20 protein-coding genes and 1 pseudogene are annotated in these 23,486 nt (G+C 43.4%); 13 read left to right on the forward strand and 8 right to left on the reverse strand.

Annotated features, from left to right (window positions below):
* Positions 1-686 precede the first annotated feature (686 nt).
* Complete coding sequence (locus tag H525_RS0107475; RefSeq protein WP_027415697.1) at positions 687-1,214, forward strand: hypothetical protein; 528 nt, start codon at positions 687-689, stop codon at positions 1,212-1,214.
* A complete protein-coding gene (locus H525_RS0107480) occupies positions 1,199-1,450 on the forward strand; it encodes a hypothetical protein (RefSeq protein WP_245590425.1) in 252 nt (83 codons plus the stop codon). Before H525_RS0107475 ends, H525_RS0107480 begins: the two co-directional genes overlap by 16 nt.
* A gap of 465 nt (positions 1,451-1,915) precedes the next feature.
* Here H525_RS0107480 and ggt read toward each other — a convergent pair whose 3' ends face one another.
* From ggt to H525_RS0107505, 5 genes are all read right to left on the reverse strand, one after another.
* A complete protein-coding gene (gene ggt / locus H525_RS23220; protein WP_051330880.1) occupies positions 1,916-3,520 on the reverse strand; it encodes a gamma-glutamyltransferase in 1,605 nt (534 codons plus the stop codon).
* A 17-nt stretch (positions 3,521-3,537) separates the two neighbouring features.
* Positions 3,538-3,804, reverse strand: a complete 267-nt coding sequence (locus H525_RS29130; RefSeq protein WP_342664277.1) for a fumarylacetoacetate hydrolase family protein — start codon at positions 3,802-3,804, stop codon at positions 3,538-3,540.
* On the reverse strand, positions 3,756-3,965 hold the full coding sequence (locus H525_RS28490) for a fumarylacetoacetate hydrolase family protein (protein ID WP_245590426.1): 210 nt from the start codon (positions 3,963-3,965) through the stop codon (positions 3,756-3,758). Before H525_RS28490 ends, H525_RS29130 begins: the two co-directional genes overlap by 49 nt.
* Positions 3,966-4,109: 144 nt before the next feature.
* The gene (locus tag H525_RS0107500; protein WP_027415701.1) at positions 4,110-5,285 is read right to left on the reverse strand and encodes an amidase; all 1,176 of its coding nucleotides are present in this window, start codon (positions 5,283-5,285) and stop codon (positions 4,110-4,112) included.
* Between the two features lie 169 nt (positions 5,286-5,454).
* A complete protein-coding gene (locus H525_RS0107505) occupies positions 5,455-7,068 on the reverse strand; it encodes a PucR family transcriptional regulator (RefSeq protein WP_162142481.1) in 1,614 nt (537 codons plus the stop codon).
* 217 nt (positions 7,069-7,285) lie between these two features.
* On the opposite strand from H525_RS0107505, the gene allC reads away from it, so the two are divergent.
* From allC to allB, 6 genes are all read left to right on the forward strand, one after another.
* Complete coding sequence (gene allC / locus H525_RS23225) at positions 7,286-8,590, forward strand: allantoate deiminase (RefSeq protein WP_051330881.1); 1,305 nt, start codon at positions 7,286-7,288, stop codon at positions 8,588-8,590.
* Positions 8,532-9,776 carry a pyridoxal-phosphate-dependent aminotransferase family protein gene (locus H525_RS0107515; protein WP_027415703.1) on the forward strand — a complete coding sequence of 415 codons (1,245 nt, stop codon included), beginning with the start codon at positions 8,532-8,534 and terminating at the stop codon, positions 9,774-9,776. The genes allC and H525_RS0107515 overlap by 59 nt, the downstream gene beginning before the upstream one ends.
* 97 nt (positions 9,777-9,873) lie before the next feature.
* The gene (gene chrB, locus H525_RS0107520; protein ID WP_027415704.1) at positions 9,874-10,461 is read left to right on the forward strand and encodes a chromate efflux transporter ChrB; all 588 of its coding nucleotides are present in this window, start codon (positions 9,874-9,876) and stop codon (positions 10,459-10,461) included.
* Entirely contained in the window at positions 10,461-11,000 is a 540-nt protein-coding gene (chrA, locus tag H525_RS0107525) for a chromate efflux transporter ChrA (protein ID WP_027415705.1), read from the forward strand. The genes chrB and chrA overlap by 1 nt, the downstream gene beginning before the upstream one ends.
* A gap of 442 nt (positions 11,001-11,442) precedes the next feature.
* Positions 11,443-12,840: an NCS1 family transporter gene (locus tag H525_RS0107530; protein ID WP_027415706.1), complete on the forward strand. Its 1,398-nt coding sequence runs from the start codon at positions 11,443-11,445 to the stop codon at positions 12,838-12,840.
* A gap of 160 nt (positions 12,841-13,000) precedes the next feature.
* Positions 13,001-14,395 (forward strand): allantoinase AllB, encoded by a 1,395-nt coding sequence (allB, locus tag H525_RS0107535; RefSeq protein ID WP_027415707.1) that lies wholly within the window; start codon positions 13,001-13,003, stop codon positions 14,393-14,395.
* Positions 14,396-14,525: 130 nt separating this feature from the next.
* Here allB and H525_RS23230 read toward each other — a convergent pair whose 3' ends face one another.
* Positions 14,526-14,762, reverse strand: a complete 237-nt coding sequence (locus H525_RS23230) for a transposase (protein ID WP_211236986.1) — start codon at positions 14,760-14,762, stop codon at positions 14,526-14,528.
* On the opposite strand from H525_RS23230, the gene H525_RS29135 reads away from it, so the two are divergent.
* The gene (locus H525_RS29135; protein ID WP_342664275.1) at positions 14,754-15,554 is read left to right on the forward strand and encodes an aminoacyl-tRNA deacylase; all 801 of its coding nucleotides are present in this window, start codon (positions 14,754-14,756) and stop codon (positions 15,552-15,554) included. The genes H525_RS23230 and H525_RS29135 overlap by 9 nt on opposite strands.
* Before the next feature lie 44 nt (positions 15,555-15,598).
* Here H525_RS29135 and H525_RS28495 read toward each other — a convergent pair.
* Together H525_RS28495 and H525_RS0107550 are read right to left on the reverse strand one after the other, a co-directional pair.
* Positions 15,599-15,822: pseudogene (locus H525_RS28495) on the reverse strand (IS5/IS1182 family transposase); the annotation flags it as partial.
* Positions 15,810-15,995, reverse strand: a complete 186-nt coding sequence (locus H525_RS0107550; RefSeq protein ID WP_211236987.1) for a hypothetical protein — start codon at positions 15,993-15,995, stop codon at positions 15,810-15,812. The gene H525_RS0107550 and the pseudogene H525_RS28495, both read right to left, overlap by 13 nt.
* 225 nt (positions 15,996-16,220) lie before the next feature.
* Here H525_RS0107550 and H525_RS28095 point away from each other — a divergent pair, with 225 nt between their 5' ends.
* Genes H525_RS28095 through H525_RS0107570 form a run of 4 tightly spaced genes read left to right on the forward strand, consistent with a single transcriptional unit; the run spans position 16,221 to position 23,083 of the window.
* Positions 16,221-17,759: a toprim domain-containing protein gene (locus H525_RS28095; RefSeq protein WP_051330883.1), complete on the forward strand. Its 1,539-nt coding sequence runs from the start codon at positions 16,221-16,223 to the stop codon at positions 17,757-17,759.
* Complete coding sequence (locus H525_RS0107560; RefSeq protein ID WP_027415710.1) at positions 17,735-19,150, forward strand: hypothetical protein; 1,416 nt, start codon at positions 17,735-17,737, stop codon at positions 19,148-19,150. The genes H525_RS28095 and H525_RS0107560 overlap by 25 nt, the downstream gene beginning before the upstream one ends.
* Positions 19,151-19,175: 25 nt before the next feature.
* Positions 19,176-19,853, forward strand: coding sequence for a hypothetical protein (locus H525_RS0107565; RefSeq protein WP_027415711.1), 678 nt, complete (start codon positions 19,176-19,178; stop codon positions 19,851-19,853).
* Positions 19,850-23,083 carry a coiled-coil domain-containing protein gene (locus tag H525_RS0107570; RefSeq protein WP_027415712.1) on the forward strand — a complete coding sequence of 1,078 codons (3,234 nt, stop codon included), beginning with the start codon at positions 19,850-19,852 and terminating at the stop codon, positions 23,081-23,083. The genes H525_RS0107565 and H525_RS0107570 overlap by 4 nt, the downstream gene beginning before the upstream one ends.
* The last annotated feature ends 403 nt before the right edge of the window (positions 23,084-23,486 follow it).

The raw sequence follows: 23,486 nt of genomic DNA on the forward strand, positions 1-23,486 counted from the left end.
TTCATACCGACGAGCTACAAGGGTAATCTTTCCTGTTTCTTGGGCTTCTTTGATGACTTGTAATTTAAATTCTTTAGAATGCATTGTTCGTTTCATAATGTCAGCCTCCTTGGTACATTAAGCAGTATAATAAAAACCACTCTTATTGTCCAAGTTCATTTTGGGGCTTATGAGGTGGAAGTACACTCATTGCTTGCCAAAAAACTGACCGTGTTTGCTATATGATGGAGCTAGACCCAAAATACGTGGATGTAATCGTGAACCGCTATATAGCCAACGTGGAGGGCGACAGTGGGGTATTTTTGATCAGGGATGGGCAAAAGTATAGCTACCAAGAAGCCGTTGACTTAGTGGAAGGTGAGAGGTAGCATGTGACCACTATAATGGAAAGGGTGGTTCGATTGAGTAAGGTAAAAGTGAATATGGTAATTCGATTCCTGAAGGATATGCAGACGGATAAGGTCTGCTCGCAAGGGAAGAAGAGGCCAAAGGGGACAATGAGTTGATCCAAAAGGTGATCGAGGACATTGAGATGTTTTATGAGGCGGAGTTGGAGTAGGGGCTGATATGGCTCCTTTTTTGGTTAGGCAAGTTTTTCATAGACATTTATAAGATGAATGAGTAATTAGTTTATGGTATAATATGGACAAAGATAGAAAAAAGAGTAGAGAAAGAGATTTTGTTGTATGCTGATCGAAGTGAAGACTGATACAGAAGTTGAATTTTATTTCCGAAAAGTGAGTCGAGAAGAAATAGTAAAAAGACAGTATTCACCAAAAGGTGGATGGGAATTTAGGTGGTTAAAACCCCTATCTCAAAGTTTTGAAATTTATGGATTAGTAACTGAAAAATATCCAACCGATGTTCAAGGTCTGATTGCTGCTCGACCGAATTATGACGAGGATTTTCTTTGTGTAGACGTAGACATTATTGAATCGTCACCTAAAAATAAAAAAATGATCAAAGGTAAGATCAACCCAAACCGCACTTACATTGGTGTAGGAAAATGTTTAGTTGCCTTTGCGTGTCAATATAGTATTGACAAAGGACTAGAAGGATTTGTGGAATTAACATCGAAGTCCTCTAAGTATGAATTATATAAGGAATTAGGTGCTTATCAGACATACGGTCAAAGTATGGTGTTTTCAGATATTGCAGCTAATCAATTAGCTCAAATTTATTTTCCGGAGGGTGTGAAGTGGTGGGAAAGATAGTGGACATTCTAATACCAACAAATAAAGGGTATACTGTTAAAAAGGTGAGTGATAAAATGATTCGTAGAGAATTAGAACAATTTGATAATGCTTTCCCCAACGGAGTGTACGCCGTCCCACGAAATCCAAAAGAACCCAGAGTAAAAGTTCGTGCTTTACATGAATATTGTAAAGCAAAAGGGATCACACCTGAGGAACTAAGTGAACAAGAGATGAATCGGTTCCTTAGTCATTAATCGCTACATCTATTTATATAAACATAAACTGAAGTCTATGCAATCAAACTGCATAGGCTTTTTTATTGGAGGTGAGGTGATTGTGGGCAGCCGAAAAGAAATTCCCAATAGAATTAGAAAATATGAAACGGACATATTGCCCCGTATTTCGGACATAAAGGATTGGATTGTACAAGGTGATTCTGCACGTGAAATTTGTAAGAAATTATCAATATCCCCTGATACTTGGTATCGTTATTGCAAAGAAAATGAAACACTCTCTGAACTCGTTACACTGGGCAGGAGTATGTTAAACACTGAGGTGGAAAATTCACTTTTTAAACTCTGTACTGGTTATGAGGTCGAGGAACCGTACCATAAGTAACGGCGAAATTTTTTTCATGGTTGATAATCATAGAACATGAAGTAAAGTAAAGGGGCTATCCGAAGTATTTTTGCTTTTGGTAGCCCCGTTTTCAATAACAACTAGAATCCTATCGCGCATCCATCCTTTCTCGGATCAGATCCTCCTTTGAACAGCCCGGTTTCCGGATCGATGAAAATCCCTTGGTAACCCCCAACGGCAAAATCATCGCCATCAGACTGCTCCAATAGCGTATAACCTTGATCAGAAAGCTCCTGGCGGATCTTTTGGCTAATCTCTGATTCCAAGAAAATTCCATGAGGATAATGGCGGAACCGGGGGGCATCTCCCGCCGCTTGGATATTCATGCCGAAATCAATCATGTTCACCAGCGTCTGGACTTGCCCTTGCGGCTGCATGTCGGCACCCATCACACCGAAAGAGATCAATGGTTTCTCATCTTTCAGGACCATTCCTGGGATAATGGTATGAAAAGGACGTTTTCCGGGTTGGAGGACATTGGGATGGTTCCGGTCCAAAGAAAATAATGAACCGCGGTTATGAATAAATATTCCGGTCTCGGGAATAAGTACTCCGCTGCCGAATAGACTAAAAATACTATTGGTCACAGAGGCTACGTTTCCTTCCTTGTCTGCGACGGTCAAATAAACTGTATCCCCGCCTAATTCTACCCATGATTGGCTTTTCTTCAGCCCGGATTGGATCGAATCAGCCAATTCTTTTGCATACTCCTTGGAAAGCAGGCGGTCTACAGGGATGTCTGCAAATTCCGAATCGGCAATATACCGGTCTCGATCGGCATAAGCTAATTTCTTAGCTTCAACAAACAGTCCGATATACTCCGGGGAGTTATGCCCAATCGCTTTCAAATCGTAATTTTCGAGTATATTCAGCATTTGAAGGACGACAAGCCCTTGACCGTTCGGGGGAATTTCCAAGACTTCGTATCCGCGGTAATTGGTCGATATCGGTGTGACCCACTGGGAACGGTGTTCCCTTAGGTCTTCCTTTCGCAGCAATCCCTTATGGTTCTTCATGTATTCAACGATTTTATCGGCAATATCGCCCTGATAGAAGGCGTCTCTTCCATCCTTTGCGATTTGTTTGAGGGACCAAGCCAAATCGGGTTGTTTAAATAGCGTTCCTTCCTTTGGAGCTTTTCCGTTGATTAAATATTTTTTACTGGCTTCCTCAGACTGCAAAAGGAGCCGTTCTGCTTTTTTCCAGTAGTAGGCTACCATTTCCGGAATGGGGAATCCCTCTTCAGCATATCGAATGGCCGGAGCCAATACTTCTTTAAAGGTAAGAGTTCCATAGCTTTGAAGAAGCTGTGACCAACCATCGACAACTCCCGGTACTGTTGCGGATAAAATCCCAGTAGAGGGAATGCTTGTGAAACCATTTTGCTCGAAAAAATCGGGGGTTGCTGATTGCGGAGCGCGTCCACTCGCATTCAGCCCTTTGATTTCCCGCTTTTTGGCGTCATAAATCAGGGCGAACATGTCACCGCCCAAACCTGTCATCATGGGCTCTACCACGCATAATACGGAAGCGGTTGCGACGGCTGCATCAAAGGCATTTCCACCTTGCTGCAGGATTTGCAGCCCGGCCATGGCTGCCAGGGGATGACTGGTGACAACCATTCCATTTTGTGCATGAACTACAGAGCGGGTTTGTTTAAGATAACCAGATGGTCGATCTGCCATGTTTAGCTCCTCCTAAATTACAAACTGTTTTTGACTGGATTTAGCAAGGTCATTACTTGTGAAAAGAAAGAGACAATGAACCATGGGCGGTAGATCATATTGGATAAGACGTTGCGCTTGTGGACTTCTCCATTCAGTACCGTACTAACCGCGATATCCATGAGGTTGGGGAATTCATCCTTCGTTATGAAAAGGGGCCCGAAGCTAAAGAACGTATCAAAACTTTTCGAACGCGTTAAGAATCGCGGATTTTTTGATGAATATCTGTAGTGGTTATATCCAATGAAGTCGTGAAACCGACGACAACATCAGGCACTTCGGATTCCGAAACCCGTTTGCAGAATTTCCCGATGATGATAGCCAACTCCGCCTCAGCGGTTGTTTTCTCAGATTGAGCTGGGATGCGTATCGAATCGAGTGGGCCAATCAGGCTGGAATATATCATAAAGATGGGGATCCCATTTTTTATTTACTGCTTGATTGATCGTCTCTATTAAAACAAGTCCATTCTGCGTGACGATGGAAGAGCATTCCTTCCCTTCGATTTGTATGGTTGCTATTTTCATAGAGTTCACCTCTTCATGTCTTTTCATTCAGTTCCTAATATTTGATGGACCCATTCAAGAAGTTTTGCATCCTGGCCATGTCCAGCGATAATGGACAATCCAATGGGTGAACTATGTGTTTCTGCTATAGGCAGGGTCACCTGCGGTAAGCCGGCTAGTCCGGCAATACAGCATAGCTGTAAGGTTCTAGCCCGGCGCAGATCCATTTCATTTCCAGACATGCCCTTCAGCGGAGCGGAGCCTGGTGCTGTCGGAATGACTAAAAGGCCATTATTGCCCAATAGATCAGACATTTGATTCCTGATGTTCTGTCTCAGCTGCAATGGTTCGCGGCTTTCGTTTTTTTGCAATGTACTCGCCCAAGAGAACCGTTTGCCGATATGGGTTCCAAAACGCGGTTTCGTCTGCTCAATCCATTTTCCATGGGTCTCCCAGATTTCCAAACCTTGCAATATCCGAAATATGTCCATCCACTCGGTTAACCCGGCTGGGGATAGGGTGATCCATTTGCACTCATTTATCCGATTTTTGAATATTTGCACGGATGGAGATAAAGCATCGCGGCACTCCGCATCTGAGATGGACCAGGCATCATCGGCAAAATACATGCGCTGAAAATCGGATTCATGGGGTTGGTGGCCGTCCAGCAATACCTGCCCTACATCAAGAAGCGTCTTCGTGTCTCTTGCCATCCATCCTACAGTATCAAAACTAGGAGCTAAAGGGATGACTCCGTTGATATCGACGAGACCATGAGTAGGGCGGAATCCATATACCCCACAATAGCTTGAAGGAATCCGAACGGATCCCCCTGTATCTGTACCTAAAGCGAAATCGACCAAACCGGCTGAAACGGCTACAGCCGAACCACTGGATGATCCGCCGGGAATCCGTTCTGGTGCTTTTGGATTCACAGGAGTTCCATAATGTTCATTTTCCCCGTCCAAGCTGTACATCAGTTCGTCGGTATGTGTAGTTCCGGTCAGCCGGGCTCCATGGTTTAACAATCGCTGGATGCTGAGAGCATGTTGATTGGCGGGGCTATGGGTTCTGAGCCAATCCGGATTCCCTGCACCGGAAGTATACCCTCGAATGTCAAATACGTCCTTTACGGCAAATGATAAACTGTCTAATATTCCTGAGCCGGAAGGATCCACCTCAAGATCTCGATGGACAAAAGCGCCCCAATCTTTGTTCATTTCTTATTACACACCTTCCATGTGAGGTTAATTCACATTGTATAAAATTTATGTTACTGGTTAGGAGGGAGGAAGTCATTGTGTAGTGCAAATAAATTTGGAATAATTTATTGTGCAACTTGAACAAGTGCATGATTTTAAAACAATACAAGGAACCGCGTAGATATTGTTAAGTCTGCAGCAGGGAACGGACCATAAGAGCGATCCTCAGTTTCAGCGCTTCGTTCGGATCTTTCAAACTCCTGCCTAGGATCTCCTCGCACTTGTTCAGCCGGTAGGAAACGGTGTTTCGATGAATATAGAGTTGTTTTGCCGTTTCCGTAATCAGGCAATTGTTTTCCAAATAAACGGCGATGGTTTGAATCAAATCCATATGTTCCCGATCGGTAGAATCAGCAAGACCTTTGAGGGTATTATCATAAAATTGCTTTAAATTCTTATACGGAATCATTCGCAGCAATTCCACCAGCTCCTTAACGCGGTACGATTGAATAAATCGCGTTTTCTTGGATTGATACCCGGACCGCAAGGCTTCCAGGGCTTTATGGAAACAAGCAGGAATATCCGTTAATTGTTCGGCATAATTGCCGATTCCAAAAGATAGGCTCACCTCCAACTCCTCATAAAGCTTGTCCTGAATGTTTCGCAAGATGCTATTCCAATCCTGCTCCTCCGTTTCTTGCGGTGCCTGTGTTGCTGCAACTGGAATCAGCAACACAAAATAATGGCCTTTCGTAAACAAAATGTAGGGTTTCTTTAGGTGTGAAAATAAATCATCCAAATATTCGTACACTTGATCCCTAAATTGACTGATGGCTTCTTCCCGATGAACAAACTTTTTGCTGTAAATTTCCGAGCTATCGTCGATTAAAGCTACGATACATTTGTAAGTTTGTCTTTTCTGGAGGCCGTAGTGCCTTCCACGGTTCATAATTTCTTCTTCTGAAGTAATCTGCTCATCCAGAAAATCAGCAAAAAATTCATTTTTAATCCGCCTTGAGCTTTCTTCTAACGCATACTGCTTCATAAATTCAAACCGCACAACATTTGCTGCCTGTTCCACGGCTAGAACGGAAAAAGGATCATCCAGCATGGTCTCAAGAACGACTAAAAACCCTTGCCGCTGTTGATAGATTTCAAAGAGAAATACGGTCACCGGCTCTTTGCTGGCCAGAAGTGAGAAATAGCAGACTTGATTCCCACGAATCGACTTCAAAAGATCGACAATCATCTTTTTTTTGTCCTGAGAGAGGGAAGGTGTTGCATATGATTCTGCCAACACTTGTCCCCGGTGATCAAAAAGAAGTACCGGATGTTGAATTAACGTGCTTAAGCTGTTCATCACCCCCAGCATCCCCTTCCCCTCCATAATGATGCGGGAAAAGGCTTGGTGGGTTTCCAGCGCATAACGCAATTCATCGGTCCTTTTTTCCAAGATATAGCTGAGGATTTGCGTCGTCAATTCTCCTAAGGGGGAATCGAGCGGGATTTCAATAATCGGAAAAGCCAATTCATTAGCCAGTTGTAGTACAGAATAGGGAATCTCGGAAATGAAGCGTTTGGTTTTAATTCCTAACCCCGCACATCCCTTTTCGGCCATCTGTTGGACTAATTCCAGCAAGTCATTCGGTGATTCCTTAATCGCAAAAGCTGTGGTCAATAATAATTCATTTGGTTTTAAATAATAAATGATGTCAGGAGCATCCATCATATTGACGCTTTCTACTCTTCTGGCCATGCCGAGGTGCCCGGCAGCGAGTTTTGCATGTTTGAGAAGAGGCATATGAATCACATCCTTCATCTTCAAAATCATCACCCCAATTTCTATAATTCATGTAAATAAAACTAACATAACAATTGTACATCTTGCATGATCAAATGACAAAATTTTATTCAATGGATACAATGACTTCTGAAAAAGGATTCACTACAATAGGGATATCATTTGAAGTACCATAAAGGATCAAAAAAGTTGACACGAGAAAAAGGGGGACACGCGGATGAAGATAGCGGATCTCCAGCAGCGAATGGAAGAAATGGTACATTGGTTAGCGACTTACGGAGCTGATCCAGAAGGCGGCGTGACACGTCTTTTGTATACATCATCTTGGACAGAGGCTCAGCAGGCATTGGAACAGAAGATGAGAGAAAGCGGTTTGGAAACCTATTACGACGAAGTAGGGAATTTATATGGAAGGCTTACTTCGGCCAATCCAGAGGCAGGTACGATTCTCACTGGATCACATGTCGATACGGTCAAGTGCGGAGGAAAATATGATGGGGCATTCGGAATTCTCGCCGGTTTACTGGCGTTGCGCTATTTAAAAGAAACCTATGGACCTCCCATGCGGAATATTGAAGTTGTTTCGTTGTGCGAGGAGGAAGGAAGCCGGTTTCCGCTCACCTTTTGGGGATCAACCAATATTACGGGAACAGCTCCTGTAAATAAAATCACGCAGATTCAGGATGCTGGGGAAATTCCCTTCATGGAGGCGATGAAAGAGGCAGGTTTTGGTTTGGGGTATTATCGAAACCCTCGACGGGAGGACATTCTCTCCTTTATTGAGCTTCACATCGAACAAGGGGCGATTTTGGAACGCGAAAAAATACCTATCGGAATTGTTGAGCAAATTGTGGGGCAAAAACGGTATACAATCGAGTGCATCGGGGAAGCCAATCATGCCGGAACGACACCGATGGTTTGGCGCAAAGACGCTTTGCGGGGATCTAGCCAAATGATCCTTTCAATCATGGAATCTGCAGATCGCATCGGTGCCCCGCTGGTCGCAACGGTGGGAAAAATCGAAATGGAACCCAATGTATCAAACGTCATTCCGGGTAAGGCAACTTTCACCTTAGATATCCGCCATCCACAAGGAGATGTGCTGGATGCTTTCTGCGCAGAGGCGATCGAATCATGCTACGCCATTGCACGCAATCGAGGACTTCAAGTAAAGGTTGAAAAGCACATGGATGCTCGTCCCGTTGAAATGGATGAATCACTGATTAGCAGAGTTAAAGAGATTTGCCGACATCAGGACCTTCCTTATAAATTGATGCCAAGCGGAGCAGGGCATGATGCTCAAATCATGGCTCCGCATCACCCCACTTCGTTAATTTTTGTGCCGAGTCATCGGGGGATCAGTCATAACCCTGCGGAATACACGTCAAAAGAAGATTTGACAGCAGGCGTGCAAGTCTTGATCGAATTGCTATACCAGTTAGGCTATGAAGGAGGAGAAATAAATGAAATACAGAGAACTCAATACGTCAACCCGAACGATCATGACTCCTGGTCCGGTTGAAGCTGAACCGCGCGTGCTCAGAGCGATGGCGACGCCTATCCTCGGACAATTCGATCCTGAATTTACGCACATTATGAATGAAACCATGGAAATGATTCGTGAGCTGTTTCAGACTGAAAACCACTGGGCATTTCCTGTCGATGGAACATCGCGTTCCGGGATCGAGGCGGTGTTAGCCAGTATCATCGAACCGGGCGACCGTGTTCTGATCCCCATTTACGGCCGGTTTGGCCATCTCCTTACGGAGATAGCGGAACGGTACGGAGCGGAAATCTATAACATTGAAACTGAATGGGGAACTGTTTTCCAACCGCAGGATGTCATCCGGGAAATTGATCGTGTACAACCGAAAATCGTCGCGATGGTTCATGGGGAAACATCCACGGGATGCATGCAGCCCTTAAAGGAAATAGGCGTTGCTTGCCGGAAACGCGAAGTTCTCTTTGTGGTTGATATGGTCGCCTCTATAGGGGGGGCAGAAGTGAAGGTCGATGAATGGAAGATTGACGCGGCTATCGGTGGAACCCAAAAATGTTTGTCCGTACCATCCGGGATGGCGCCAATTACCTTCAACTCTCGTGTCGAAGCGCTGCTCTTGGAGCGGAAAAAGATTGAACAAGGTTTACTCGAACCGGGTTCGAAAAGGATAGTGCAAACCCGGTCCATTCGAAGCAACTACTTCGATCTAAGTCAATTGATGGATTATTGGGGTCCTGCCCGCTTAAATCACCATACCGAAACCACTTCGATGCTTTACGCGCTGCGGGAAGGGTTACGGATTGTCTTGGAAGAAGGATTGGAAAGGCGTTTTGCGAGGCACAAATTGCACGAAAAAGCACTTGTTCAAGGAATTCAAGCGATGGGATTGGAATTATACGGCGATCTCGCCTGCAAACTCCCCGTGGTCACTTGCATTGCGATACCGGACGGAATCGATGGCGAATCGGTTCGTTCGATGTTACTGCATGATTTTGATATCGAAATCGCAAGTTCCTTCGGCCCGCTAAAGGGGAAGATTTGGCGGATCGGCACGATGGGTTACAGCTGCCGGAAGAAAAACGTGCTCCATGTCTTAGGGGCACTCGAAGCCGTACTTCTGCGCCATGGGGCAAAAATCCAGGCAGGTCAAGCTGTTCAGGCCGCATTGGATATTTATCATGCGAACGCTATAAATGAATCGGAATAATGGAAGAGGAGGGTGACTCAATAGGTCTTTAATGCATGGGACTTGATGAGTACACTCTTTCTTTTTGATAGATTATTAGCATCAGGAGGGGGTAAAAGTGGGAGCTTCATATAAAGAACTCGTATTGGCTATGTTTCGCACAGGGATATTCGGATTCGGCGGGGGTCCTTCGGTAATTCCTCTTATCCGCTATGAGGCGGTTTACCGATATCGATGGCTGGAAGATGATGAATTTGGGGAAATTTTGGCTATTGCCAATGCATTGCCTGGCCCGATTGCTACCAAAATGGCGGCGTATTTGGGCTATAAGCTGAATGGCACAATAGGGGCCATTGTTGGCGTGGCGGCACATATCATACCTACATGTCTGGCTATGGTTGCCCTGCTCGCCATGGTCAATGTCCTCAGTTATTCGGCGGCCGTAACCGGCATGATTTCTGCTGTCATGCCTGTCATTGCGGTTATGCTTGGTCAGATGGCCTATGAATTTGCTGAGAAAGCAGTAAAAGGGCTGGGCAAATTATTGGGTTTCCTGCTTTTTATGCTTTCCTTTTTCATGCTTCAGACGATTTCCATTCATCCGGCCATAGTCATTGTCATATTCCTGGCTTATGGTGCTTTCCATTTCAAATTGAAGAATAAATTGCAGCATAAAAACCCGAAAAAGAAGGGGAGGTCGGCATAATGATTTGGGCCAGCTTATTTTTAGGATTCTTTCTTGCCAATGTTCTTGGATATGGAGGCGGACCAGCATCTATCCCTCTCATGTACGCGGAAATCGTGAATCACTATCACTGGCTGACCAATACCGAATTTTCCAATATGCTGGCTCTGGGAAACGCCCTGCCGGGACCCATCGCAACCAAAATAGCTGCATATGTGGGGTATGATGTTTTCGGGTGGATGGGTTTTTTCATTGCTTTATTTGCTACCGTATTTCCTTCTGCCTTTGCACTCATTTTCCTCTTAAAAATAATTCAACGGCATCGAAAATCGTTGGTTATAAAGGGAATGACTTTATCAGTACAGCCTGTAATAGCGGTCATGATGTTTATTTTAACGTGGAAAATGTCTGCAGACTCAATACGGTTTATGGGAATATGGCAATCGTTAATTATTGTATTTCTATCTTTTTTTGCATTGACAAAGTGGAAGATTCATCCGGCCCTTATCATTGTTTTCGCTTTTGTATATGGAGGGCTCATTCTGCCTCATATGAATTAACGGATCCTGCCAACCTGTGCTGTCAATCAATCGAATAATCGCAAATGGAGTTTTAAAAAAAGTATGTTAGATAACCTAACATAAAAGTGAATGAGAAGCCTTGGCATCATTGAAGTTTATGCGCTATGAATAATATATTGTTTTCAATTTGTGTAATGTGAATAATGATAAATCACCACCTTTCGATTATATTAGTGATTAAAGGTAACAGATGATGTTAACTAAACTAACATAATAAGAGAGGTGTTTTTTTATGAAATTAAGGAATTACTCTCCGTCTTTGAGAAATGAAGATTTACTGCCCGTAAAATCGGAAGGACGAACGTGTAAGGCTTTTAACTTTGTTGATTATATCAAAGCCTATTGGCAAACATCTAAGATCTATTTGTAAACCAGTACATTATCAGAAGTACGGCAAACACTAAAAAGGAGTTGGTGTTCAATGTCTACTCGTTTAGAAAGTTACCATACAATAGATACGCGGATCCAACATGATACAGGTGTGGACGAATCACTAAATCCGAAAACCGAAGCGGGTAGGATGGTAGGTCCTCTTACCTATATGTTTATGTGGATTGGAGACGGCGTTAATCTAGGCAATATGACCCTCGGAGCTAGTTTGGTTGTAGCGGGGACCGCAACGCTAAACATCTTTCAGACATTTGCCGCAGCCATCATAGCCATTGGCATCATTTCAACTATTTTTGCTTTAAATGACAGACTCGGATACAAAACAGGAATACCGTATGTTGTACAGCTCAGAATGTCCTTCGGTATGAAAGGATCTATTATATCATCACTTTGCCGAGGTATCCCCGCCATTGTTTGGTACGGTTTTCAAAGCTGGATTGGCGGTACTGCCTTAAATGAAATTGCGAAGATTATTACGGGCGGCGCCTTTGATCATGTTGCCATTTGCTTTGTCGTGCTGCAGCTGGTGCAAATCGGGATTTCGATGTACGGCTTCCATGCCATTAAATGGATTGAAACGCTTGTATCTATTGTTATTATGCTGGCGCTTCTCTATGTATTTAGCGTTCTTCTAACATCCTATAGCGCTGTGATTACAGAAAAATGGGTTCATGCAAAAGGTTCATGGGGCTTGCCGTTCTTTGCATTTGTAATGATGTTTATGGGGAATTATGCGGCTATCTTTTTAAGCGCAGCGGACTATTCAAGGGAGCTTAAAGCCGGTATTCGTGACTCAAAACGTGGATTTTTGTACTTTTTGCCTATTTTAGTAGCGTACGGTATGACACTTACCATCGGCGCAATGCTTGCTTCCGCAACCGGCATCTCGAATCCTGTTAAGGCATTTGCTATAGTAGTCGATAACTCTTACATTACATTCTTTGTATCCGCATTTATTGTAGTAGGCGCGATTGCAGTAAACATGGTTGCCAATATTATTCCGCCGACCTATGTCATTACATTACTTACAAAATTAAAATTTAAACCTGCTGTTACCATAACCGGACTCCTTGCGTTAGGTTCATTCCCTTGGGTGCTTGTACAGGATTCTTCGGCAAAGGGTCTTGGGATATTCATTCTTATCTATTCCGCATTTTTAGGCCCGATTGTTTCTATTTTATTAATTGAATATTATATTTTAAGAAAGCAAAAGGTAGATATTGCAGATTTGTACAAGGAAGACGGTCCATTTGCCGGATATAATCCAGCCGCGGTGCTTGCAATGCTTATCGGCGCCGGCGCCGCATTTATAAAAGTGGAACTGGTATGGATTATCGGTGTTGTTGTGGCAGGTATTGCATATATTCTTCTGATGAAGTTTGCATTTAAAGATTCAAAATTCAAAAAGGGTACGATATTTGAAAATTAATTGTAAACCTGTTAATGCAATCAAATCTATAATTAGAGATAAAGGATAAGTCATTTTCGTTTGTGGACTGTCGTGGATGGGGAAGGTGCCGTTTCACAGTTGCCCTCCCACGACCATACCTAGCACTTACAATTGAGGAATTATAGAGAAGGGATCAGTCATGAAATATGATTTAATTATTAGAAACGGTAATGTCGTTTTCAGAGATGTCGTGAAAAAGGCGGATCTAGCCATTCAAAATGGGAAGGTTGTTGCCATTGCTAACAAAATATATGAGACAGCAGACCAAGTTGTTGATGCGACAGGTCAATATGTTATGCCTGGGATGATCGATACGCATGTCCATATTTGTGAACCGGGGCGTACGGAATGGGAAGGCTTTGAAACCGGTACGAAAGCACTGGCAGCCGGAGGAACCACAACCTATGTGGATATGCCCTTGAACGCTTTGCCCGCAACGACGACGAAAGAAGCATTAGAATTAAAACTTGCAGCAGCTGTCGGAAAAAACTACGTAGACTACGCCTTGTACGGCGGATTAGTTCCGGGGAATCTCGAAAACTTGCAAGAGCTTTCCGATGCGGGAGTTGTAGCCTATAAGTGTTTCATGGCCACGTGCGGAAGTGACCTGCCGGACGATTTTAAAAATGTAGATGACTATACGCTTTATGCAGGAATGAAAAAATTAGCCGAGCTTGGTCATATCTTATCCATTCATGCAGAAAATGCTGAGATTACGGACCGTTTAGCTGGGGAAATGATCAAGCAAGGAAAGTTAACACCTTACGATTATGTCGCATCCCGTCCTGTCTTTACGGAGGTAGATGCCATAAAGAGAGCATTGTTATTGGCTAAAGAAACCGGGTGTAAACTGCACTTTGTTCATGTTAGTAGTGCTGCAGGAGTAGAAGAGATTATCAAAGCACGAAATGAAGGTCAGGATGTGACTCTTGAGTCATGCCCGCACTACTTTACGATTACGACGAGTCAGTTTGAAGAAATCGGGCCCCTTGCCAAATGTTCGCCACCTTTGCGGGATGAAGTGGAGCAAGAAAAATTATGGGAAGCATTAAAACAAGGCAAAATTGATATGCTAACATCGGATCATTCCCCTTGTCCGCCGGAAATGAAGTATAGTGAAACCAATAATATCTTTGAAATATGGGGCGGAATTACGGGCTGCCAGAACAATGTCGACTTGATGTTCGATGAAGCTGTGAAAAAGCGTAATCTACCTGTAACCGAATTTGTCCGGATGATTGCGACTAAACCTGCCGAAAGGTTCAATTTAAGAACGAAAGGTGAAATCGCGATCTCAAAAGACGCAGACATTATCTTGATCGACCCTAATCAATCGTATGTAGTTAAAGCCGAAAACTTCTATTACCGCCATAAGCATAGCCCATATACAAACAGAACCATCAATTGCCGGGTTACCAAAACATTCGTTAGAGGGCATTTAGTGTTTGATCTAAATGAAGGAATCGTAGGAGAACCCATTGGGCAATTCATACAATCCTTGAATGTTTCAGTTAATGAAGTCGTGCAATCTTAATCTCTATAAGCCAGGTACTTCTGCCTGGCTTTCTTCATTGTACGCCCAGCATGGGCGCTATTTATACTCAAATACCTGCATATCTTCCCGACACGGAATTCGAAGCGGTGTTCATGGATAAAGGAATAAATCACTTCCGGTCTTTGATGTAGATGTGCCTGGCCTTTTTTAAGATCGCATTTTCCTCCTGTAGGTCCTTTATTTGCTTTTGAAGTTCGCGAATTGCCGCATCCTCTGGCTTCAGGTTGCCACTTCCAGGAAAGGCTTGATTCACATCCTTTTTAAACGGCTTCACCCATGCATACAACGTTTTCTCCGATATGCCGAGTTCTTTGGCCACTTGAGGTACTGATTTTCCTTGCTCCAAAATCACTGGACAGTATTCATCTTAAATTCACAACGGGGCTTAAGAGGTGAAATAGTTAAAGAAGCTAATCAAAATGCACTGGTCAAAAAGTTTAATACGTTTTTGCAAGAACGATTTGCAAAAAGTATGATCTTAAAAGAAGGTGAATTGACCGACTATCTCAATCGATATACTCTCCATTCTATGCAACAGTATCGAACGCGCTACCTGCTAGCTAAATTGACGCAATATGTGGATATGGCTTATAAAGGCATAAAGATACCTGGTTCTTTGCAAGAGTATACGGTTTTAGAAATTGAACATATTCTTCCTAATACACCGACTGCTGTTGAGATCGAACACTTACAGTCAATATTAAAGAAATGTCAATATTCATATGAGTTGATTCAACATGACAAGCCTATTCTTTCAGCGCAAGAGGGGGCAGATTATTTTGGAATTGAAATTGGGCAAACAGCACCGACATTAGTCATAAAAACGGACAAAGGATTCTTTGTGATCATTGTGTCGGGGAGTCATGGGAAAGTGAATTTTGATGAAATAGCAGAAACATTGGGTTGTAGCGAAGTCAAATTAGCATCGCCTAAAGAAGTTAAGACACTAACTGGATTTGAAGTGGGCAGCGTACCGTTAGTGGGTCTAAACTTACCTTTTGTTCTAGATAAAAATTTATATCGCTACCCTTTCATTTACGGGGGAACTGGCGAACGAACTTGCACACTAAAAATAGAACCTCAGGCCTTGGAAAAATTAAATCGCGTTGAAGTAATTCTTTGGTTAAATAAAGTTTAAGAAAGATAGACGTAAATAAACGCCCATTGGGGCGGAGGTGGTGAATCGACGGAGTGAGAGCGTTTGTCATACATCTCTTTCTGTTGGCGATACAATTCGGAAATGACGAGCAGTTGCCGATACGGCAAGGAGTTCAATCGGCACAATCCACTTTTCGATGCAAGCCTTTCAACAATGCGAAGATTACGTGAGACGTAGCGAAGTTGTTTTCCGATGGCTTGCGAATCAATTTGGCTCCGACTCGACGTTTTTTAGCTACCTCAAGGTATTAGCCCCGCCATCATTCTCATCCGATGTCCCATCGGAACCGTTGATCGGTGGGTCATCAGGATCGTTCTTGTCCTGTTGTTGCTTTTGATACGACGCTTCTTCCTCCAAAATCCAGTCATTGATTTGCACGTCTTCATGAACTTCAATTTTATTGCAAAGTTGCTGAATCATTTGCTTTAAATACCGTTTTAGATAGCATCCCGTTAGTTCAGAATTTTTTTCATAGTAACCATTTGTTATCAATAAGATTCCACTATGTATTCGTGTATTTCCTCAATCACGGCACATCATTCCTCTTCCCACTTCTCTCCCTATAACGATTCTAATATTTACATTCCCCATAACCCGACCATTTTGCTACTATAATAGATAATAAAATAAAAAAGAGGAATGGATATGCTTGCTCCGTCTATTATCACCTACATAGAAACATTTATTTTAAAAAGTGCCGAACAGCTTGAGCTAACCAATAAATCAAATCCCGGGTCTCCCTTTATAGATGTAAATATCATCAAACGAACAGAACGAACGTATCGGGTCGTAGGAGTGCTCACATTGGCTTCCAATGTCTGTAATGATGCCTCTGCTGACAGCTCTACTAGCTCTACTGACGTCTCTACTAATCAAGAAGAATCTCCCGACGAGGAATTAACGAACATCAATTTTATGCCAAGAAAGAAAGTAAAATTGGATGACCGTCATCCGACCACACTGCGGTGGTTGGAGAAAGGCTGGATTATCAAAGAAGTTCGCTTTAAAAAGGACGAGAAAACGATCGATTCTATGCATTATCGAATGGGGTATCGTTTGCACAAATATCAGGCAGATCAAGTTCAGCAAAAGAAAGACGCGCTCGCGCAAGAGTTTCAGACCTGGAAAAAGAGAGCAGCATTGCTGGAATGCACCTGGCAAATCGAGCAATCCGAGCAGCAGCCTGAGCAACCCGAGCAGCAGCCTGAGCAACCCGAGCAATCTGAGCAAATTAAACAACCTGACCAAATTGAGCAACCTGAGCAGCAAATGTCACACACGCGCCAAAAAGGCGTTCAATCTTTGCTAAACATGATAAACGAAACCTATTGGGAAGACCTTCATGAACTGGAGGTTTCGCCGCTTTTCCCATCAAAGTGGCCCATGCAGAAACGGCTGAAATTCCTTCATTTTGTGTTAGCTTTCTTACAGTTGTGCGTTACAAAAACGGATTTTGACTGGAAGGAGATCGGAGCGAGTTATTATAAGAAAATAGGAGGGTCGAAGGAATTTGATTTGAACAAAGAAGAGTTTATCGCCTGGCTGGAGGATTGGGCGCAATGTCCGGCGGCTTTGCTTGGCCTTACCAGTCTGGGCAAGATTACGCCACTCTATTTTTCCGGGGAGATTGCCGGTCGGTTTTCGACCTACCATTTTGGCCCTGTCCATGCGTTGACCGATTTATCGATTTCTGAAGATGACTATTCAACGACAGCAGCGACACTCTGGCTCGTGGAAAATCGAGCGGTTTTGACTCGAATGGCTGCCGAAAAAGACTTTATGAAAAAAACGAATTCACTTGTCGTGTGTGTCGATGGACATCTCAGAACCTCGCATAAGCAGTGCATTGGCCAGCTCTTAAAAAATAGTTCACTGAAAAATCATTCACTCCGGCAAGTCATCATTTGGACGGATTACGACCCGGACGGTCTGCAAATCGCAAAAGAATTATATTTGGCGATTTCACAAGCGGTTCCACAAGCTGTTTCACAAGCGATTTCACAAGCGGCTTCACCATATGGCATCCCCATCCTTACCCTTAAATGGATTACCCATGACCATGAAGTGATCGCAAACTGGCAGCACTACGAGGATTATATGATAGCATTCCTAAAACATCAAAAAGCGGAACAGGAACAAGTCGTAGGGGGTGTGGAAGATTGGAAAAAGTGGATCGGCCGTTAATATCCATTTTTCAAGCCGGTGAATCGGCTCCCGAGGTTCTGCAGTCGATGCGGGATATTGCGTCTTTATCGGGTGTTTTGAGCGATTTAGGTTCACAAAATGCCTTTCAATCACCGGCTGAAATTCTTCGCTTTCTGCGCATCATTCAATTAATCAATGAAGAAGCGCTCGGTCTTGATGACCCGATTGAAAATGCCGAGACGGTTTATTATCGCTACCGAAACCGTTATCACGACCCGGAACCGCCCTCTAAAAAGAAAGTTGAGCAAATCGTCAACGTCCTTATTAAGTACAATTGGATTTCCAAACAGTCGCGCCAGTTGAAGATGAGGGATGTCGGGAAACGGATGATGGATGCATTGATTCGACTGGCCAACGATTCCCTGGCCTATTATATGCATGATGATATCGGCCGCTCTCTTTTTCAGGCGAGGCGCGATGCCGAATTAAGTGAAGCGTACGATGACCATGGGATTTCCGGCGGAAATAAGATTGCCAGCATGATCCGCAATGTTGAAAATGCGATTCAATTAATCAAAGAGCGCGAGTTGGAAATGCTGGCGGATCGTAATGCGCTGCCGCAGCTCGAACTGATTCATCAATTAATGCAGGAGTTAGAAATGAAATTGCAGGAACGTTTTCGGCAGTTTCAAACGCTAGAAGACAGTTTAATTCTTACCGATCTCATGCAAAAAGGAACCGCCGTTCTGGCAGAAGGAACGAATGTAAGTCTTGGGATGATCAATAAGTATTTGAAGTTTACTCATATGCAGAAAACCCCTTTATCCTCAACGATTCAGCCGGAAAAAGTCCGCGAGTTTATCATTCAGATGTTTGATCCGCCTCTTGATTCTGATGTCCCGAATGCTTATCAATTATTAAGTTTTATGGAACAGGGCCGGTACGAAGAGGAGGCAGTTGATGGGTTATGGATTCCGGTTAAATTTGCCGCCCCTCTTTCCGCGGCTGCAATAGAGGAAGCCGTACACTATCTGGAAACGTATGAGCCATTGATTGACCCCATTGATGAAACGGAAGAGGAAATCGTTTATTCATCAGAGGAAATTTCTCAAGATAAAATGGAAGAATTGCTGGGTGAATCGAACTGGCTGCTGACGAAAGCGATGATTGAAACGGAAGCGATTGAATCATTTTTAGACAAGCATGAAGAAGCGCCAATGGAACAAGTCGTTATTGAAGCCACTTCGGCTCAGTGGAGTGATGCCGTCAATGCACTCACGGCCATCTCCGCCTTGGTCGGCAATAAAAAAATTACGATAACAAAGCCGGAACAGAGAAAGGAAATACCGGCATACGAAAGAAAATGGGAGTGGATGAATCGTGAAGATCGATCCAGTATCATCCGGAAACGAACGAACCGAAGCGAGTAAGCAGGATGCAAGTAAGCAGGATCCTATGGGGGACCCGCAAAACGAAGAGGTCAATGTCAATCCATTAAATGTGATGCAGTCACTAAAAGGCATCTTATCAGAGGAAGAGGAGGTAACGTTTATGAACATTCTTTTCTCGTCCTCTGCTTCCATACGGTCAGGAAACTTTGGCCTTTCCAGAAAAGAGGTGGAAAAACAGCTTCATATCCAGGCCAATGATGAGAAATTTTACTCTTTCTTAACGCGGATCAATCAAGCGGTTAGCCGCTATTTTCAAGTGATTTATGATGAACGGCGCGATCAGGTCATCGCGTTAATGAGAGTGCCGGCACGGGCCGCCCGCAACACGTTAACCAAAGAAAGTCTTTCGATTCTTTTGTACATGTTTTATCAGCAGGAAGTATTGCAGCACGAATTTACCCTTTTTGAACAACTGCTGAATGCGTTTGGACACGAAACGACGAAAGCCAATCAACGCATTTTAATGAACATCGACCCGCTCAAAAAAATTGGTGCCATTGAAGAATATGATACAAATTCACCAGAAAAAGCCTACCGGTTGACGGCCATTGGCGTTCATATGTTTTCGGATTCTTTTTTGCGGCGTGCAACGGAATTCAGCCAATCGAATCAATTAAATAAAGAAGAGGTTTTGAAATTTTTCAGGCGTTATAACCTTTATCAGAAAGGGGAAAACGAATGATTCCGTGGAGGCTTACTTTCTCAGGGATTCGCGATTATCCCCCTACCTTATTAGATTTGTCCGGAATCGACAACCATGTGATGATCACCGGACCAAATGGGGCCGGGAAATCGACCATTACATTTTGCATGGGGGCTGTCTTATATTCCGCAAAAGTGGATGTCGAGGGCTTAAGATCCCGCAATTTACCGGCGGATCAAACGTGGAAAGCAAGAATCTCATTTCTTTTTAAGAATGACGGGTTGATGAAAATTGATGCTCCGGCGTTTATTGAGTTTACATTAAACATGGTCCAGGATCCCGGGCAACCGCTGAAAAAAGAGTTTTCGATTTCAACCGGTGAACAAATCGATCAATGGGAAGAGACGGTCACGTATACGTCAGGCGATCGCTATTACAATTTTTCCGCTTACAAAAAAGATTTACAGTATAAATACAAAATTGATCCGGACCTTTTCTATCTGATTTGGTATCAGCAAGAAGTGAATCAGTTTGCGGTCATGCACCCGGAGGAACGTTTCCGCATTTTCAGTGAAATGCACGGCATTGACAAAGTCCAGCGAGACTGGGAAGAAAGCATAGAAAAAATGAAAGACACACAAGAAACACTCCGGGTTGCCGAATCGAACGTGAAATACATGAAATCGGAGCTATCAATGAAAAAGGCGGCATTAGACCGCTTTTTGGATAATCAAAAACGGCTGCATGAAGGGGGAGAACTTTATATTGAATCTTTGCTGCGGTTAGAGGTTCACTTTAAAAAGGAAAAAGAGAGAATAGAAGACATTGTGGAGCAGCTGGCAGAGGAAATTGAAGAGGCAAAAGACGAGCTGGCGTTAAAAAAGGGGCTAAAAGAGAAATCAGAGGAATTAGTAGAAACACTGAAGAGTAAGCAGGAACAACTGGGTGCACAGATTGAAGAGGAACAACGGAATATGGAAAACATCAGCCGATGTATCGAGCATATCGAAACACGGATTGAAGTACTTGAGAAAGAATTAGAGACGATTACGTTAAGAAAAAATCAACTGACAAGAACAGAGGAAGAAGTTAAAGCTGAGCTGCACAAGCTTTTGGATGAACAGGTGAAAACGAACGGTGAATTTGAACGCACCCAATCTTTATTGGATGGGCGAAACGAAGCCTGGCAGGAAAAAGTAAAACTCATTGCGGGAATCAACGAGAAAGTGGCAGCTGATAAAAAATTAGAAGCGGACCATCTTGAAAGATTGCGCCAATATAAAAGTAGCCATGCTGTGCAAGAAAAGATCAATACACTTGATGAAAGAATCGCAGAGAATAAAGATGCAAAAAGTAATTTGTCCCGTAAATGGCAAGAGTTAAAAGAAGAACTCGTTTTGCTTGAAGAAGAGCGTGATTGGTCGGCCCGTCAAGTCGAGTCGATGAAATTTTTCCGTTCACAACAAATAAAAGCCTATCCTCTCCGTGAATTAATTGAGCTTGACGAGACAGCCCGGTTAAGAGATGAACAGTTGTTTAATGCGATCAAATATACGATCTTTTTTAACGGAACATATGTGAATCCACCGAACGATTTGTACCATGTCCCTCTGATGAAGGTCGTTCCGGACCGGTCGATTACGACATTGCAGGCCCTTCATTTACGGGTGAAGGAAGGGCTTCGTGAAGAAGAACTCGCCCACGCGATCAAAGCACTCTGGTGGGTAGAACAATTTTTCAAAGGCGGGGTCTTTTCCATTAAAAATGGAACATTAATCGATCCGATCGGCATTCGCGGGCCGCAAGAAAAAGACAGGTTTATTTTGAGTGTAAAGGCATTAAGGGCCCGGAAACAGGACGTGGTGCAGCAAATCGACATGCTCGCTCAGGGACTTTCCGAATTAGACCGGCAGATCCAGGCGGATACAAAGACCTTACAGGAGCTGAATAGTATTATTCATCAAGTTCGGGAATCGGAAGCGTTCATGACGAATGAACATGAGCGGGTGCTTCGGAAAAAGAAATTGGAAGAAGAAATGGCCAACGAGGAAAAAATCAAACATGAAATAAAACAGTTGGAAACAGAAAAAGACCGATTCATGCGTCTGCAAGTTGAGCAAGAAAGCTTTGAAAAAGAATTGCGCGAAGAAGAGGCTGTATACGAAGAGCTTGGTAAGATGAAAGATAAATATGAAGAATTGAACGAGCAGCGGAAGCAGTTGGCGCTGCAAAAAGACCATTTAAGAGAACACAAAAGTAAGCTTTCATCCCTTGAGGAAGAACTCGACCGACTGGAACGGAATATCAGCCGGACCGAGCGGGACATCAGAAATGTAGTGAATGTGCTGGAAGATGGTGAATATGACCTTTCCTCTAAAATAAGACAGAAGGACAACTATATGGACCAAATCGAAACAACAAAGGAAGAACTTGTGCAAGTGATTAAAGAATTGGCCGACTTGCAGAACATCATCCCTGACATTTATTCCGAAGTCGTAGCGAATGTTTCTGCAGCGAATGCTTCTGTAGTGAGTGTTTCTTTAGAAAAAACGACTTCGGTCAATCAGTTGAAGAGAGATCGTGAAAATGGCCGGGTGATGTTGCACCAGGCCAGGACTGAGCATGACATTGACCCGGCCGCACCGGAAAATTACGAGACCGTTAAACAGGAATATGAACGCCTTGAGGACGAATATAAACGGACAACCATTCTGCTGGAACAAGATAGGGAACGCACGGAACAACTGAAAGATAAGCTGGAAACGACGATTAACATGCGTGTCCTCGAGTTACAGCAGCGGTTTAAGTCTTATATGAGCGATTTTCAATTTGAAGGGGATATTAGCTGGGAATCGTACGAAGATCGGCGCCAGCGAACCCATTTTACCTTGTATATTAAAGCCCGCAAAGAAGGCCACCGCGGTTCTATGGAAGATGTCAGTATAAAAGCACGTGGCGGAAAAGTCGGAAAAGGTGTGTCCGGCGGTGAAGAGTCGCTCAGCTCGCTCCTATTTGCCCTGGCACTGTTGCAGAATCTTCAAACCGCACCGGGATTCATTGTTCTTGATGAATTTGACAGCGCTCTCGACGAACACCGTAAAGTAAAAGTGTTTGATTTGTATGTACAAGAACTAAAACGAAAACTGATTATTTTAACTCCGAAGTCGCATGAAGAAACGTATTTGAACCGGTTTACGAAAGCATTTGTCGTTCAACACGATCCTACCATTCCGAAAAGTAAAGTTGTGGGGATCGTGAAGGTGGATTAATACCTTTTCTAGTCTTATATTCTAATGATCCCATTATTGTTAGGATCTCAATCCAGATATACACAGGCGGCATGAGGAATTGGCAGAAATGGAAGTGGTGTTAATTAACAGCTACGCAAAACAGTCTGTTTGATTTTGTGGGTATAACTGGTGTATAATGGATAATAATAAGATAGACCGAAGATGTTTGTTGGTAGCATCTCCGATCAAGCAACGGTCGCCCTTCATAGGGGATAGGCTATCCGAACAAAAGGAAAATAAGCTCCCAAAGTCGGCTAAAACTCATGGGGGCTTATTTTTTTGTATTGATTAAAACAACAATCAGGGAGAGTAGGGACAGTATGGTAGCTATGCTACTATTAATTAACACCAACGCCTGAAATGTTGTCATATTTAGCTCACC

The sequence above is a fragment of the Aneurinibacillus terranovensis DSM 18919 genome, assembly GCF_000430625.1.
In the GTDB taxonomy this organism is placed as follows: domain Bacteria; phylum Bacillota; class Bacilli; order Aneurinibacillales; family Aneurinibacillaceae; genus Aneurinibacillus_B; species Aneurinibacillus_B terranovensis.

What these genes read in the sequence shown, in the direction of transcription:
- H525_RS0107505 (WP_162142481.1), bottom strand. Translation starts at nt 7,068, where the DNA reads ATGCCTCTTCTCAAACATGCAAAACTCGCTGCCGGGCACCTCGGCATG.
- H525_RS28095 (WP_051330883.1), top strand. Translation starts at nt 16,221, where the DNA reads ATGCTTGCTCCGTCTATTATCACCTACATAGAAACATTTATTTTAAAA.
- chrA (WP_027415705.1), top strand. Translation starts at nt 10,461, where the DNA reads ATGATTTGGGCCAGCTTATTTTTAGGATTCTTTCTTGCCAATGTTCTT.
- H525_RS0107530 (WP_027415706.1), top strand. Translation starts at nt 11,443, where the DNA reads ATGTCTACTCGTTTAGAAAGTTACCATACAATAGATACGCGGATCCAA.
- H525_RS0107570 (WP_027415712.1), top strand. Translation starts at nt 19,850, where the DNA reads ATGATTCCGTGGAGGCTTACTTTCTCAGGGATTCGCGATTATCCCCCT.
- allC (WP_051330881.1), top strand. Translation starts at nt 7,286, where the DNA reads ATGAAGATAGCGGATCTCCAGCAGCGAATGGAAGAAATGGTACATTGG.
- H525_RS0107475 (WP_027415697.1), top strand. Translation starts at nt 687, where the DNA reads ATGCTGATCGAAGTGAAGACTGATACAGAAGTTGAATTTTATTTCCGA.
- H525_RS0107500 (WP_027415701.1), bottom strand. Translation starts at nt 5,285, where the DNA reads ATGAACAAAGATTGGGGCGCTTTTGTCCATCGAGATCTTGAGGTGGAT.
- allB (WP_027415707.1), top strand. Translation starts at nt 13,001, where the DNA reads ATGAAATATGATTTAATTATTAGAAACGGTAATGTCGTTTTCAGAGAT.
- H525_RS0107550 (WP_211236987.1), bottom strand. Translation starts at nt 15,995, where the DNA reads ATGATTCAGCAACTTTGCAATAAAATTGAAGTTCATGAAGACGTGCAA.
- H525_RS0107565 (WP_027415711.1), top strand. Translation starts at nt 19,176, where the DNA reads ATGGGGGACCCGCAAAACGAAGAGGTCAATGTCAATCCATTAAATGTG.
- H525_RS0107515 (WP_027415703.1), top strand. Translation starts at nt 8,532, where the DNA reads ATGAAATACAGAGAACTCAATACGTCAACCCGAACGATCATGACTCCT.
- ggt (WP_051330880.1), bottom strand. Translation starts at nt 3,520, where the DNA reads ATGGCAGATCGACCATCTGGTTATCTTAAACAAACCCGCTCTGTAGTT.
- H525_RS28490 (WP_245590426.1), bottom strand. Translation starts at nt 3,965, where the DNA reads ATGATATATTCCAGCCTGATTGGCCCACTCGATTCGATACGCATCCCA.